The organism is Pseudomonas putida (assembly GCF_004357765.1).
Taxonomy (GTDB): Bacteria; Pseudomonadota; Gammaproteobacteria; order Pseudomonadales; family Pseudomonadaceae; genus Aquipseudomonas; species Aquipseudomonas putida_U.
This window is the reverse complement of the sequence record NZ_SMTE01000001.1, coordinates 337,732-350,764: the sequence shown is the minus strand read 5'-3', so window position 1 is coordinate 350,764 and position 13,033 is coordinate 337,732. Positions and strand designations below refer to the sequence as shown.

Genomic DNA, 13,033 nt, shown 5'->3' with positions numbered 1-13,033 from the left:
ATCGATTATCGGAGGTCGCCATGGGCGCACTACTGAACCTGGTCGAACGCAACCTGCACGAAGTGCAGGTCGATGCCGACCGCATGTTGTTCCACATCCCCAGCAGTTCGCTGTTCACCGCCGATGCGGTGACCGGTGGCATCATCGACACCCTGCGCCAGCAAGGCTGCTCGGCAGAAGAATTGATGCAGCGTCTTGGCCAACGCTTCGCCGGCCAGGACATCGAAGAAACCCTGCATGAGCTCATCGCCCTGGAGCTGGTCAGCGACGGCTCACCGCTGACCCCGGAAATCGCCCTGCGCCAGGTCGAGCGCACCGCGCTCAATACCGTGGTGCTCAACGTCAACACCGGCTGCAACCTCAGCTGTACCTACTGCTACAAGGAAGACCTGGACAAACCCTCGGCGGGCAAGAAAATGAGCACCGACACCGCCGAGGCTTCGGTGGAGATGCTGCTCAAGGAGTCGCCCGATGAGCAGCGCTACAGCGTGGTGTTCTTCGGCGGCGAGCCGCTGTCCAATCGGCCATTGATCGAGCACATGGTGGCCTACTGCGAGCGGCGCTTCGCCGAGGCCGGCAAGCAGGTGGAATTCATCATGACCACCAACGCCACCCTGCTCACCGAAGAGATCATCGACTGGCTCAATGCCCACCGCTTCGGTCTCTCGATCAGCATCGACGGCCCCAAGACCGTGCACGACCGCAATCGCATCACCGTGGGCGGGCAGGGCACCTACGACGTGGTCCGGCGCAAGGCCGACCTGTTGCTGTCGCGCTACACCAGCCGCCCGGTGGGTGCGCGGGTGACCTTGACCCGTGGTATCACCGACGTCGAGACCATCTGGAACCACCTGTTCAACGAGATGGGCTTTGCCGAGGTCGGATTCGCTCCGGTCACCTCCGGCGACATGGCCGACTTCAACCTCACCGGCGAAGAACTGGTGCAGGTGTTCGCCAACATGAAGGCCCTCGGTCGTCGTTACCTGGAAGCGGCATTGGAGCACCGCAACATCGGCTTCTCCAACCTCCATCAGTTGATCACCGACATCCACGAGGGGCACAAGAAGGCCCTGCCATGTGGCGCCGGATTGAAGATGCTGGCCGTGGACCACGAGGGTGAGCTGAACCTGTGCCACCGCTTCACCGGCTCCAGCCTGCCGACCTTCGGCAACGTGCACCAGGGCGTCAAGCAAGCGCAGTTGAACGACTTCCTGTCGCAACGCCTGGATCGCAGCAACACCGGCTGCGACAGCTGTCACATCCGCAACCTGTGTTCCGGCGGTTGCTACCACGAAAGCTATGCCCGTTACGGCGATCCCCAGCACCCGACCTACCACTACTGCGAACTGATGCGTGACTGGGTCGACTTCGGCATCGAGGTCTATAGCCGCATCATGGCCGCCAACCCGGCCTTCATCGATCGCTACATCACTCCGCGGAAGGCGCACTGACATGAAGCACTTGAAGCCCCTGAACAACAAGGCGCGCATCCTCGAGCAGGCCGCCGCCGAAGACCGCGTCGAAGACGTCGTGGCGATGAGCGCGGTGGCCGGTTGCACTGCCACCACCGACCCGGGCTGGGAAGTGGACGCCTTTGGTGGCGTCAGCTCGTTGTGCCAGCCGATGGAAGCTGACCTGTATGGCTGCTCCGACCCTTGCTGGTGGCCGGCCCAGGTGCCGGACATGATGAGCACCTACCAGGATTGGAACGCCCAGGCGACCAACTCCCAGGAAGACTGGCGCAACCTGGGCACCGTGTTCCCGAAAGACAAGTGATCGGCCTGACAAGAATGACAAGGGGAAACCGCATGAATGCTGGACGTTGCGCGCAACTCGCGCTGACCATCGCCGCCTCGGCCTGCGCCTGGTCGGCCCAGGCCGACGACACCGGGCCTGCCCTCAAGGCCGGCCAGGAATATCTGATCACCACCAACTACCCGAACAACCTGCACGTCATCGATGTGGCCAGCGATACGCTGTACAAGAGCTGCCAGATGCCCGACAAGTTCGGCCCCGGCACGGCGATGATGGCGCCGGACAACCGCACCGCCTACGTGCTCAACAACCACTATGCCGACATCTACGGCATCGACCTGGACACCTGCAAAACCACCTTTCACGCCAACCTTTCCAGCGTGCCCGGCGAAGTCGGCAAGTCGATGTACTCCTTCGCCCTCAGCCCGGATGGCAAGGAGGTCTACGCCACGGTCAACCCGACCCAGCGCCTCAACGACCACTACGTGGTCAAACCACCGCGCCTGGAGGTGTTCAAGACCGCTGACGGTTTGCAGGCCAAACCGGTGCGGACCTTCCCGATGCCGCGCCAGGTCTACCTGATGCGCGCCGCCGACGACGGCAGCCTGTTCGTCGCCGGGCCCGACCTCTACAAGATGGACGTCAAGACCGGCAAGTACAGTGTCGCCTTGCCCCTGCGCAATTGGAATCGCAAGGGCTACAGCGCCCCGGACGTGCTGTACTTCTGGCCGCACCAGAGCCCGCGCCACGAGTTCTCGATGCTCTACACCATCGCCAAGTTCAAGGACGACAAGCAGGACCCGAACGAGGCAGAGCTGCTGTACGGCTACCTGAGCGTCGACCTCAAGACCGGCAAGACCCACACCCAGGAATTCGCCGACCTGACCGAGCTGTACTTCACCGGCCTGCGCTCGCCGAAAGACCCGAACCAGATGTACGGCGTGCTCAACCGTCTGGCGCGCTACGACATCAAGCAACGCAAGCTGATCAAGGCAGCCAACCTGGAACACACCTACTATTGTGTGACCTTCGACAAGAAGGGCGACAAGTTGTACCTGGGCGGGACGTTCAACGACCTGGCGGTGTTCGACCCTGAGACGCTGGAAAAGGTGAAGAACATCAAGCTGCCGGGCGGAGACATGTCCACTACCACGCCGCAGGTGTTCGTCCGTTAGTTGAGTGTTGTTTTCTTCGCGGGTAAACCCGCTCCTACAGGATGTGCAGTGCCCCCTGTAGGAGCGGGTTTACCCGCGAAAGGGCCGGAACAGACAAACAATAAGAGAACACCCATGCCCCAGCCAAGCTACTCCCTGGGCAACCAGGACAAACCGCTGCTCGACCAATGCATCGGAGATGCCTTCGACGCTACAGTCGCACGTTTCCCCGACCGCGAAGCGCTGGTGGTTCGCCACCAGGCCCTGCGCTACACATGGCGGCAACTGGCCGAAGCCGTCGATCAGCATGCTCGCGCCCTGATGGCCCTGGGCGTGCAACCCGGCGATCGCCTGGGGATCTGGGCGCCCAACTGCGCCGAGTGGTGCATCACCCAGTTCGCCAGCGCCAAGATCGGCGCGATCCTGGTCAACATCAATCCGGCTTATCGCAGCAGCGAACTGGACTACGCCCTGGGTCAGTCCGGTTGCAGCTGGGTCATCTGTGCCGATGCCTTCAAGACCTCCGACTACCATGCCATGCTGCTCGACCTGGTGCCGGGCCTGGCGCTGGCCCAGGAGGGTCAGCCAATGGACTGCGAGCGCTTCCCGCAGCTGCGCGGGTTGATCAGCCTGGCCAGTGCGCCACCCTCAGGTTTCCTCTCCTGGCAACAGTTGCAGACACGCGCCGAGGCCGTGAGTGCCCAGGCTCTGCGCGAGCGCCAGGCCCGGTTGCACCGGGACGACCCGATCAACATCCAGTACACCTCCGGCACCACGGGCTTCCCCAAGGGCGCCACGCTGAGCCACCACAACATCCTCAACAACGGCTATATGGTCGGCGAAAGCCTTGGCCTCACCGAGCATGACCGTCTGGTGGTGCCGGTGCCGTTGTACCACTGCTTTGGCATGGTCATGGCCAACCTCGGCTGCATGACCCATGGCAGCACGCTGATCTACCCCAATGATGCGTTCGATCCGCTGGCCACCCTGCGCGCCGTGGCCGAGGAGAAAGCCACCGCCCTCTACGGTGTGCCGACCATGTTCATCGCCGAGCTGGATCATCCGCAGCGTGCTGACTTCGATTTGTCTAGCCTGCGCACCGGGATCATGGCGGGTGCCACCTGCCCGATCGAGGTGATGCGCCGGGTGATCGGCGAAATGCACATGGCCGAAGTACAGATCGCCTATGGCATGACCGAAACCAGCCCGGTATCGCTGCAGACCGGCGCCGCAGACGATTTGGAGCGACGAGTCACCAGCGTTGGCCGGACCCAGCCGAGGTTGGAGAGCAAGGTGATCGACAGCGCTGGCGAGACTGTCCCTCGTGGCGAGATCGGTGAGTTGTGCACCCGCGGCTACAGCGTGATGCTGGGGTATTGGAACAACCCTCAGGCTACCGGCGACAGCATCGATGCCGACGGCTGGATGCACACCGGTGACCTGGCGGTGATGGACGAACAGGGCTATGTGCGTATCGTCGGGCGCAGCAAGGACATGATCATCCGTGGTGGCGAGAATATCTACCCGCGTGAGCTGGAGGAGTTTTTCTTCACCCATCCGGCGGTGGCGGACGTGCAGGTGATCGGCGTGCCTTGCAGCAAGTACGGGGAGGAGATCGTCGCCTGGGTGCGCCTGCATCCGGGGCAGATGGCCAGCGAACAGGAGCTGCGCGAGTGGGCCAAGGCCCGGATCGCGCATTTCAAGGTGCCGCGGTATTTCCGCTTCGTCGAGGAATTCCCGATGACGGTGACGGGCAAAGTGCAAAAGTTCCGTATGCGCGAGATCAGTGTCGAGGAACTGTCAGCGGGTTGATGCACTGCCTGTACCGGCCTCTTCGCGGCGCCGAACCGCCGCGAAGAGGCGGGTACAGACAGCCAACAACCTCAACCGCGCAGCAGCTCCGGACTATTGAAATTGCTCAACCGGCGATCCCCCTCGGCACAGTCCAACCCCACGACAGTCTCCCGCAGCAACGCCTTCTGCAAACTCCGCTCACCTGTCGCCCAGGCCTGCTCCAGCACCGGCAGCACCCGCCGTGGCAACACGCTGAACATCGGCTGCCAAAACCCACCCTGGCGCACCATCGCCGCACAATCGTTGGCCACCGCCAAGCGCCGCAGATCGTCGATCAGCGCCTGGTCCACCAAGGGCGAATCGCACGCCAGCAGCACCACCCAGTCGTGCCGCACCGCAGCGAGGCCGGCGATAACGCCGGCCAACGGGCCGGGGAAATCTGCATCGGCATCTGCGACCAACCGATCGGCATAACCGGCATAGGACGCCTGGTTGCGATTGCAGGAAATCAGCAGATCGTCGGACAACGGCCTTACGGTACGCTGGACATGCGCGACCAGCGGCTCACCGCGCCAGTCCAGCAGGCCCTTGTCGCGCCCACCCATGCGTTGGCCGCGGCCACCGGCAAGTATCAATACGGAGCAGGGGGGCAGGGTGTCGGGCATGAACAAGGGTCCTGGGCAGTCGATGCCCGGAACCCTCTCATTCAACGCCTGGCTTGTCCAGTCAGGCTTCGCCGCTCAGCGGTTCGATTGCCCGGGATCCGCCCCGAGCCGCCAGGCGCATCACCACCACGAAGAACACCGGCACGAACACCACCGCCAGGGTCGCGCTGAGCATGCCACCGATCACGCCGGTACCGATCGCCTGCTGGCTCGCCGAGCTGGCGCCACTGGCGATGGCCAGGGGCACGACGCCGAGGATGAAGGCCAGCGAAGTCATCACGATCGGTCGCAGGCGCAGGCGGGCAGCCTGTACGGCGGCCTCGGCAACGTCCATGCCCTGGTCCACCAGATGCTTGGCGAACTCGATGATGAGGATGGCGTTCTTCGCCGACAGGCCGATCAGGGTGATCAGGCCGACCTTGAAGAACACGTCGTTGGGCATATCGCGCAGGGTCACCGCCAGCACTGCGCCGAGCACGCCCAGCGGCACCACCAGCAATACTGCGGTCGGGATCGACCAGCTCTCGTAGAGCGCCGCCAGGCACAGGAACACCACCAGCAGCGAAAGCGCCATCAGCATCGGCGCCTGGCTGCCGGACAGGCGCTCCTGCAGTGACAGCCCGGTCCACTCGAGCCCGGCACCGGCAGGCAACTGCGCGACCAGGCGCTCGATCTCGGCCATGGCTTCGCCGGAACTGCGACCTGGCGCCGGTTCGCCGGAAATCGACACCGCCGGGTAGCCGTTGTAGCGGGTCAGTTGCACCGGGCCGCTGATCCATTTGGCCTGGACGAATGCGCCCAGGGGCACCATCTTGCCGCTGGCGTTGCGCACATGGATTTTCAGCAGGTCTTCGACTTGGCTGCGTTGATCGCCCTCGGCCTGCACCACCACCCGCTGCATGCGCCCCTGATTGGGGAAGTCGTTGACGTAGCGCGAGCCCACGGCCACATCCAGCACCGTACCGATGTCGTCGAACGTCACGCCCAGGGCGTTGGCCTGACGGCGGTCGACCTCCAATTCGACTTGCGGGCTTTCTGCCAGGGAGGCCTCCCGCACGTTGCTCAGCACCTGGCTCTTGCGCGCATTGGCCAGCAGCTCGTCGCGGGCAGCCATCAGCGCTGCGTGGCCCATGCCGCCACGATCCTGCAGGCGGAACTCGAACCCGGTCGATTCGCCCAGGCCATCGATGGGCGGCGGCAACACCGAGTAGGCGATGGCGTCCCTGAGCTGGCTGAAGGCTGCAGTGGCGCGGTCGGCGATCGACTGGGCGCTGTCATCGGCACCGCGCTCGGACCAGTCCTTGAGCGTGGTGAAGGTCAGCGCCGCATTCTGGCCGCTGCCCGAGAAGCTGAAGCCGAGAATCACCGTGGTGTTGCCGACGCCGGGTTCTTCGGCGTTGTGGGCCTCGATCTGCGCTGCTACCTGCTCGGTGCGCAGGCGGCTGGCGCCAGGCGGCAACTGGATGTCGGTGATGGTGTAGCCCTGGTCTTCGGTCGGCAGAAACGCCGTGGGCAATTGGCTGAAACCATAGCCGAGCACCGCCAGCAGCACGCCATATACCAGCAGGTAACGACCGCTGCGGGCCAACGCCCGAATCACCCAGCGCTGGTAGCCGTCGCTCATGGCCTCGAAGCGGCGGTTGAACCAGGCGAAGAAGCCCCGGTGCTGAGGGTGCTCGCCCTTGGCGACCGGTTTGAGCAAGGTGGCGCACAGGGCCGGGGTCAGGCTCAGGGCAAGGAACGCCGAGAACAGGATCGACACCGCCATCGACACCGAGAACTGCTGGTAGATCACCCCCACCGAACCTTTCATGAAGGCCATGGGCAGGAACACCGCCACCAGTACCACGGTGATACCGACGATGGCACCGCTGATCTGGCCCATGGCCTTGCCCGTGGCCTGCTTGGGCGGCAGGCCTTCCTCGGCCATGATCCGTTCGACGTTCTCCACCACCACGATGGCATCGTCGACCAGGATGCCGATGGCCAGAACCATGCCGAACAGGGTCAACACGTTGACCGAGAAGCCCAGCGCCAGCATCACCGCGAAGGTGCCCATCAGCGCCACCGGCACCACCAGGGTGGGAATCAGCGTGTAGCGCAGGTTCTGCAGGAACAGGAACATCGCCGCGAACACCAGCAACATGGCCTCGAACAGGGTACTGATGACCTGCTGGATCGATACCTTGACGAACGGCGAGGTGTCGTAGGGGATGTCGTACTTGACCCCCTCCGGGAAGTAGCGCGAAAGCTCCAGCATCTTGGCCCGCACCAGGGTGGCGGTTTCCATTGCGTTCGCCCCAGGGGCCAACTGTACGCTGAAGGCGCTGGCCGGTTTGCCGTTCAGGCGTGTGCCGTACTGGTATTCCTGGGCGCCGATCTCCACCCGGGCGACGTCGCCGACGGTCACGCTCGAGCCATCCGGGTTGGCCCGCAAGACGATCGCGGCGAACGCCTCAGGCGTGCTCAACTGGCCCTTCACCACGACGTTGGCGGTGATTTCCTGGGTAGCGCGGGCCGGCAGGTCGCCGATGCTACCGGGTGCGACCTGGGCGTTCTGCGCGGCGATGGCGTCGGCCACGTCATTGGGCGTGAGGTTGAAACCGATCAACTTGCGAGGGTCGATCCAGATCCGCATGGCCCGCTCGGAACCATAAAGCTGAGCCTTGCCCACACCCTTGAGGCGGCGTATCTCGTTCATCACGTTACGCGCGAGAATATCGGACAGCGCGGTTTCGTCGAGGCTGCCATCCTCCGAGGTGAGGGTGCCAAGCAGCAGGAAGCCGGTGGACACCTTTTCTACCTGCAGGCCTTGCTGGGTCACTGGACGCGGCAGGCGTGACTCGACCACCTTGAGGCGGTTCTGCACGTCGACCTGGGCCAGGTCGGGCAGGGTGCCGGGTTCGAAAGTGGCGGTGATGGTGGCGCTGCCCAGGCTGCTCTGCGACTCGAAGTACAGCAGGTTGTCGGCGCCGTTGAGTTCCTGTTCGATCAGGCTGACCACGCTCTCGTCCATGGTCTCTGCCGAGGCCCCAGGATAGACGGCATAGATCTCTACCTGCGGCGGTGCCACGTTGGGATATTGCGCCACTGGCAGTTGCGGGATGGCCAGGGCGCCGGCGAGCAGGATGAACAGGGCCACGACCCAGGCGAAGATCGGCCGCTCGATGAAGAACTGTGGCATGGCTCAGTCCCTCACTGTTCGAGGCGCTGGGCCACAGGCTGTGCCTGCGCCACTGTGTCGACCTGGACCTGGTCGCCAGCCTTGACATGCTGCAGGCCTTCGACAACCACCCGTTCGCCTGCGGCGAGCCCCTCGGTGACGCGCCAGCGGTCACCTTGCACGCTACCCAGCACCACCTGGCGCTCGCTGATGCGTGACTGGTCGTCGACCAGCAGGACTTTGGGCACCCCGGCGCTATCACGCAGGATGGCCCGTTGCGGCACGCTGATGCCCTTGGGTTGTACGGCCTGCTCCAGGCGCACCCGCACGTAGCTGCCAGGAAGCAGGTCGAGATCGGGGTTGGGGAATTCGCTGCGCAGGGTCACCTGATTGGTGCTGGGATCGACACTGATGTCGGAAAACAGCAGCGTGCCTGGCAGCGGATAGGTGCTACCGTCGTCCTGAACCAGGGTGGCGCGGGCCTGGCCATCACCCACCTGTTGCAGCTCGCCGGCGCGCAGGGCTCGACGCAGTGCCGTGAGTTCGTGGGCTGACTGGGTGACATCGGCGTGGATCGGATCGAGCTGCTGGATGGTCGCCAGTGCGGTGCTCTCGTTCTGTCCGACCAATGCCCCTTCGGTGACCAGGGCGCGGCCGATGCGGCCGGAGATCGGCGCGGTGACCGTGGCATAGCCCAGGTTCAGGCGCGTGCGCTGCAAGGCCGCCTTGGCCGCAGCCACCTCGGCTTCGGCCTGCAGGAAGCCGGCACGAGCGTTGTCGTACTCCTGACGGCTGACGGCCTTGTCGTCGACCAGTTGACGATAGCGTTGCTCCTGCAGGCGCGCCTGGTAGCGGTTGGCCTCGGCCTTGGCCAGGGCGGCGCGGGCGCTGTCGTGGTCAGCCTTGAACGGGGCCGGATCGATGAGAAACAGCACATCGCCCTGCTTGACGTCGCTGCCTTCGCGATACACGCGCTTGAGCACCACGCCGGCCACCCGCGCGCGGACTTCGGCGGTACGCGGCGCCAGCAGGCGGCCGCTCAGTTCGCTGCTGATGGCCAGGGGCTGCAATCTCAGGGTCTCGACCCTTACCTGGGGTGTCGGTTGCTTGGCTGGCTGTTCGCTGCCGTCGTTGCAAGCGCTGAGGGGCAGGGTGATGAACGCCATGAGCGCCAATTGGCGCAGGCGGGTGGGGCGAATGATAGACATGCGGATCTTCCGATGATGACCGGAGGTATCCTAAGGCAACGTTGCCCCTGGAGGCTGTTACCAGCTGTAGGAGGTGTGTGAAAAAGTGTGAAGAATGGTCCTGTGTAGTTGTAGGGTTCTATATCCTGCATAGGCCTCTACCGGCTCCATCGTCGATGATTCCTTTCGCAAACGCCAGCCAAGCCCTCTATGCCGAACATTTTCCTGGTCGAAGACGACAGCGCGCTCTCCGAATTGATCGCCAGCTACCTGCAACGCAACGATTTCCACGTCCGGGTCATCGCCCGGGGCGATCAGGTGCTGGAGGCGTTCCGAGAGGAAAAGCCCGACCTGGTCATCCTCGATCTCATGCTCCCCGGCATGGATGGTTTGCAGGTCTGCCGCCTGCTGCGTCAGGCCTCGCCAAGCGTGCCGATTCTGATGCTCACCGCCCGTGACGACAGCCACGACCAGGTTCTGGGTCTGGAGATGGGCGCCGACGACTATGTCACCAAACCCTGCGAACCGCGGGTGCTGCTGGCCCGCGTGCGGACCTTGCTGCGCCGCAGTACGGTCAACGAACCCCGTCTGGACAATGAACGGATCGTCATCGGCGGGCTGTGCATCGAGCTGGCCGAGCGGACAGTGTGTTGGCGCGGTGATGAGGTCGAGTTGTCGAGCGGCGAGTACAACCTGTTGGTGGTGCTGGCACGCAACGCCGGCGAGGTGCTCAGCCGAGATCGCATCCTGCAGCAGCTGCGCGGTATCGAGTTCAACGGCACCGACCGCTCGGTGGATGTCGCCATTTCGAAACTGCGGCGCAAATTCGACGACCATGCCGGCGAAGCACGCAAGATCAAGACCGTCTGGGGCAAGGGCTACCTGTTCAGCCGTGTCGAGTGGGAGTGCTGAAGGTCGATGCTGAAACTTCTGGTGCGCCTGTATCTGGTGATCATCGTCGCCTATGCCGGCGCCATCCTGTTCATCCCCCAGGCTATCGTCGGCTTGTTCCATGAGCGCTATACCGCCTACAACCTGGATCAGGCCAAGGGTGTACAGGCGCTGATCGTGCGCCAGTTCAAACAGGCCCCACGCGAGCGCTGGCCTGTGCTGGAGCAGGAGTTGGCGCAGACCTTCGCGCCGCTTGAGGTCAAGCTGGTGACCATGGACCAGGCCGGGCTCAGCGCAGCCGAGCGTGGACGCCTGGAGCAGGGCCTGCACGCCGTGCGCATCGCTGAGTGGGGTTACTACGAAACCGTACTGGCGCCGCTGGGCGACGGTTGGCTGGTTCGCCTGCATTCGCCGCCCGATCCACTGGACATAAACCTGTTGTCATGGGGCGTGACCGTTCTGATCGGCGCTGCGATGCTGGGCTGCCTGCTGCTGTGGCTGTGGCCCCACTGGCGCGATCTGGAGCGGCTCAAGGAAACCGCTCGACGCCTCGGGCAAGGGCAGATGGCTGAGCGTACGCAGATCTCCCCGCATTCGAACATCGGCGAATTGGCTGGGGTCTTCGACACCATGGCCGAGGACCTTGAACGTCACGTCAACCAGCAGCGCGAATTGCTCGATGCTGTTTCCCACGAGCTGCGCACGCCGCTGACGCGCTTGGACTTCGGCTTGGTGCTGCTGTTCGACGAGGTGCCGCCAGCCAGCCGCAAGCGTCTGTTGGAACTGGTCGGCCATGTAAGGGAACTGGACGAGCTGGTGCTGGAGCTGCTTTCGTACAGCCGCCTGTACAACGCCGATCAAGCCCGAGAACGGGTCGAGGTGTCGTTGCTGGAGTTGGTCGACAGCGTGCTCGGTGGCTTCGCCGAAGAACTCGAAAGCCGCGATATTCGTTGGGAGGTGCGCGCCGAAAGCGAGCTGCCACGTTTCGTCCTCGACCCCAGGTTGACCGCTCGGGCGGTGCAGAACCTGGTGCGCAATGCCATGCGCTATTGCGATAGACGTCTGCTGCTGCGTCTGCGCCTGGACCAGAAGGGCGCCTGTCTGCTGACCGTGGAGGATGACGGGATCGGCATCCCCAGCGAAGAACGTGAGCGGATCTTCCAGCCCTTCTACCGCCTGGACCGTAGCCGCGATCGTGGCACCGGCGGGTTCGGCCTGGGCCTCGCGATCAGCCGGCGTGCCATCGAGGGACAGGGGGGTACTCTGGCCGTCACCCAGTCCGCGCTCGGCGGAGCGCAGTTCATCATCCGTCTGCCTGCAGGTCGGGCACCCGCCGCCTAGGGCGCGGTCCAGACGACGAACCTGTCCTTGCCGTTGTGCTTGGCTGTGTACAGCGCCTGGTCCGCCTTCACCAGCGCGGCGCTGAGGCTATCGCCGGCGTTGACCTGGACCAGCCCGATGCTGATGGTTACCGACGGCGTCCCTAGGTCTTCCCGCACCCGTCGGCACAACGCCCCCACTTCCTGTTCGGCCGCTGAGCCGGAAATGCCGTGGAACAGGATCGCGAATTCCTCGCCGCCCAGGCGTGCGTAGTCGTGGTCGGCCACCGCCAGCTTGATGTGGGTGGCCACGCGCTTGAGCACTTCATCGCCGACATCATGGCCAAAACGGTCGTTGACCTGCTTGAAGTTGTCGATGTCGATCATCGCCAGGTACTGCCCGGGGGCCGGCACCTGTATCTGTCGCTCGGCCTTGGCCATGAACGCACGTCGATTGGGGATTTCGGTCAGTGCATCGATATAGGCCTGGTCGAGCAGGACCTTGGACAGGTAGAAGTTGTGCAGCTTGGCCCGGCGCATCTGCAGGTAGCTGTAGGTGACCAGCCCGCTGAGGAACAAGGCGTAGCTGATCAGCATGGTGGCCTCGAGGTCGTCGAGGTCGATGCGGGTATGGTAGAACGGATTGAGCAGCGCCCAGGTGATGGCCACTGCACAGAAGAACGACCAGCGCCGCACCGGCAGTACCGATATCGCGTACAGCACGGTCGATACGCCCAACACCAGCCATACCGGACGCAACTGGATGGGTATGCCTTCGATCACCAGGCGCATGCCCAAGGTGATGATGCCGACGAACAACAGGTTGAGCACGTCGAAATGATGGCTGCGGCGGGTGAAGCGCAGGATCACCGTCAGGATGCCGAGCAGTGCCAGGAACATCCAGGAGCGCCACGTGAAACCCTGACCGCCGAGGAAGCTGACGATCAGGTCGAACACCAGCCAGATACCGATGCTGACGCAGAAGATCAACATGCAGAAGGGGCGTAGCAGGTCGAACTCGTGTTGACGGAATTCCGAGCGCAGGGCGGCGGGGGCGACCTGCTTGCGCACATAGGCTTCGATGGTCTTGAACATGGAGGCTCCG

10 protein-coding genes are annotated in these 13,033 nt (G+C 63.9%); 6 read left to right on the top strand and 4 right to left on the bottom strand.

Going from position 1 to position 13,033, the window contains the following annotated elements:
* Positions 1 to 20: 20 nt before the first annotated feature.
* From peaB to E2H86_RS01585, 4 genes are all read left to right on the top strand, one after another.
* Positions 21 to 1,451: a quinohemoprotein amine dehydrogenase maturation protein gene (peaB, locus tag E2H86_RS01600; protein ID WP_133324109.1), complete on the top strand. Its 1,431-nt coding sequence runs from the start codon at positions 21 to 23 to the stop codon at positions 1,449 to 1,451.
* 1 nt (position 1,452) lies between these two features.
* Positions 1,453 to 1,776: a quinohemoprotein amine dehydrogenase subunit gamma gene (qhpC, locus tag E2H86_RS01595; RefSeq protein WP_133324108.1), complete on the top strand. Its 324-nt coding sequence runs from the start codon at positions 1,453 to 1,455 to the stop codon at positions 1,774 to 1,776.
* Between the two features lie 32 nt (positions 1,777 to 1,808).
* Positions 1,809 to 2,930 carry a quinohemoprotein amine dehydrogenase subunit beta gene (gene peaD / locus E2H86_RS01590; RefSeq protein ID WP_133324107.1) on the top strand — a complete coding sequence of 374 codons (1,122 nt, stop codon included), beginning with the start codon at positions 1,809 to 1,811 and terminating at the stop codon, positions 2,928 to 2,930.
* A 114-nt stretch (positions 2,931 to 3,044) separates the two neighbouring features.
* On the top strand, positions 3,045 to 4,721 hold the full coding sequence (locus E2H86_RS01585; protein ID WP_133324106.1) for a fatty acid CoA ligase family protein: 1,677 nt from the start codon (positions 3,045 to 3,047) through the stop codon (positions 4,719 to 4,721).
* Positions 4,722 to 4,792: 71 nt separating this feature from the next.
* Here the strand turns inward: E2H86_RS01585 and mobA are convergent, their stop codons facing one another.
* From mobA to E2H86_RS01570, 3 genes are all read right to left on the bottom strand, one after another.
* Complete coding sequence (gene mobA / locus E2H86_RS01580; RefSeq protein ID WP_133324105.1) at positions 4,793 to 5,368, bottom strand: molybdenum cofactor guanylyltransferase MobA; 576 nt, start codon at positions 5,366 to 5,368, stop codon at positions 4,793 to 4,795.
* A 61-nt stretch (positions 5,369 to 5,429) separates the two neighbouring features.
* Positions 5,430 to 8,552: an efflux RND transporter permease subunit gene (locus E2H86_RS01575; protein WP_133324104.1), complete on the bottom strand. Its 3,123-nt coding sequence runs from the start codon at positions 8,550 to 8,552 to the stop codon at positions 5,430 to 5,432.
* Between the two features lie 11 nt (positions 8,553 to 8,563).
* Positions 8,564 to 9,739 (bottom strand): efflux RND transporter periplasmic adaptor subunit, encoded by a 1,176-nt coding sequence (locus tag E2H86_RS01570; RefSeq protein WP_133324103.1) that lies wholly within the window; start codon positions 9,737 to 9,739, stop codon positions 8,564 to 8,566.
* A 189-nt stretch (positions 9,740 to 9,928) separates the two neighbouring features.
* Here E2H86_RS01570 and E2H86_RS01565 point away from each other — a divergent pair, with 189 nt between their 5' ends.
* Positions 9,929 to 10,630 carry a response regulator transcription factor gene (locus E2H86_RS01565; RefSeq protein ID WP_133324102.1) on the top strand — a complete coding sequence of 234 codons (702 nt, stop codon included), beginning with the start codon at positions 9,929 to 9,931 and terminating at the stop codon, positions 10,628 to 10,630.
* 6 nt (positions 10,631 to 10,636) lie between these two features.
* On the top strand, positions 10,637 to 11,950 hold the full coding sequence (locus E2H86_RS01560) for an ATP-binding protein (protein WP_133324101.1): 1,314 nt from the start codon (positions 10,637 to 10,639) through the stop codon (positions 11,948 to 11,950).
* Here the strand turns inward: E2H86_RS01560 and E2H86_RS01555 are convergent.
* Complete coding sequence (locus E2H86_RS01555) at positions 11,947 to 13,023, bottom strand: GGDEF domain-containing protein (RefSeq protein ID WP_133324100.1); 1,077 nt, start codon at positions 13,021 to 13,023, stop codon at positions 11,947 to 11,949. The two genes, E2H86_RS01560 and E2H86_RS01555, sit on opposite strands and share 4 nt — an antisense overlap.
* Positions 13,024 to 13,033 lie beyond the last annotated feature (10 nt).